The organism is Gaiella occulta (genome assembly GCF_003351045.1).
Classification (GTDB): Bacteria; Actinomycetota; Thermoleophilia; order Gaiellales; family Gaiellaceae; genus Gaiella; species Gaiella occulta.
On the sequence record NZ_QQZY01000031.1, the window covers coordinates 1 to 810 of the forward strand.

General features: G+C 68.1%; 1 protein-coding gene. It reads left to right on the top strand.

Annotated features, from left to right (window positions below; genetic code table 11):
• Window positions 1-179 precede the first annotated feature (179 nt).
• A complete protein-coding gene (locus tag Gocc_RS15585; protein WP_147281357.1) occupies window positions 180-758 on the top strand; it encodes a transposase in 579 nt (192 codons plus the stop codon).
• Window positions 759-810 lie beyond the last annotated feature (52 nt).

Consider the following 810-nt stretch of genomic DNA (forward strand, 5'->3'; position numbering starts at 1 on the left):
CGAGCACGCTGGAGCAACCGCTGGAAGCCCGCCCTCAACGCGTTCGCAGTGACATTCGAAGGACGAATCGAGATCAACGATTAACAAAATAGACAACAGGACTTACACCGAAAATCTGACAGACCCCACGACGTCGAGCGAGGGGGCGGCAGGTGCGGAGCGCGTTGGAGTGGGCGCAGGTGCAGGCGCTGGTCGGGGACGGTGTGTCGGAGCGGGAGATCGCGCGGCGGCTGGGGATGAATCGGCGGACGGTCGCCAGGCTCGCGGCGAGCGCGGAGCCCCCGCGCTATCGGCGAGCAGCGGCGGGGTCGAAGCTCGATCCGTTCGAACCGGTGCTGCGGCGGCTGCTGGCTGAGTGGCCGCAGATCAAGGCGCCGCGCGCGACCGAGCTGCTGCGCGACGAGTACGGCTACGACGGATCGGTCGATCTGGTGAAGCGACGCTTGCGCGCGCTTCGACCGCGTCCGGTGCGGCCGGCGCAGCGGACGGGCTATCGGCCGGGGCAGGTGCTGCAGCTCGATTGGGCGGAGATGCCGACCCGGCTGGTGATCGACGGGCAGGAGCGGCGCGTGTACGCGCTTGTTGCGTCGCTGCCTTACTCGGGTGCTCAGTCGGCGTCCTTCAGCTTCGAGATGACCGTCGAGGCGTTCCTCGAAGGGCACGTGCACGCGGCGGCGGTCGCTCGAGTAGCGTCCCAGCTTGTGGTGTACGAGCCGGTTGAGATTCTTTCCGCCGCTGCTGTGGAGCGCGAGCCGTAGGCGAGCGCGGAGCAGTTGCGGCGGGTCGGGGTGGTAGCTGACCACCGTGTCA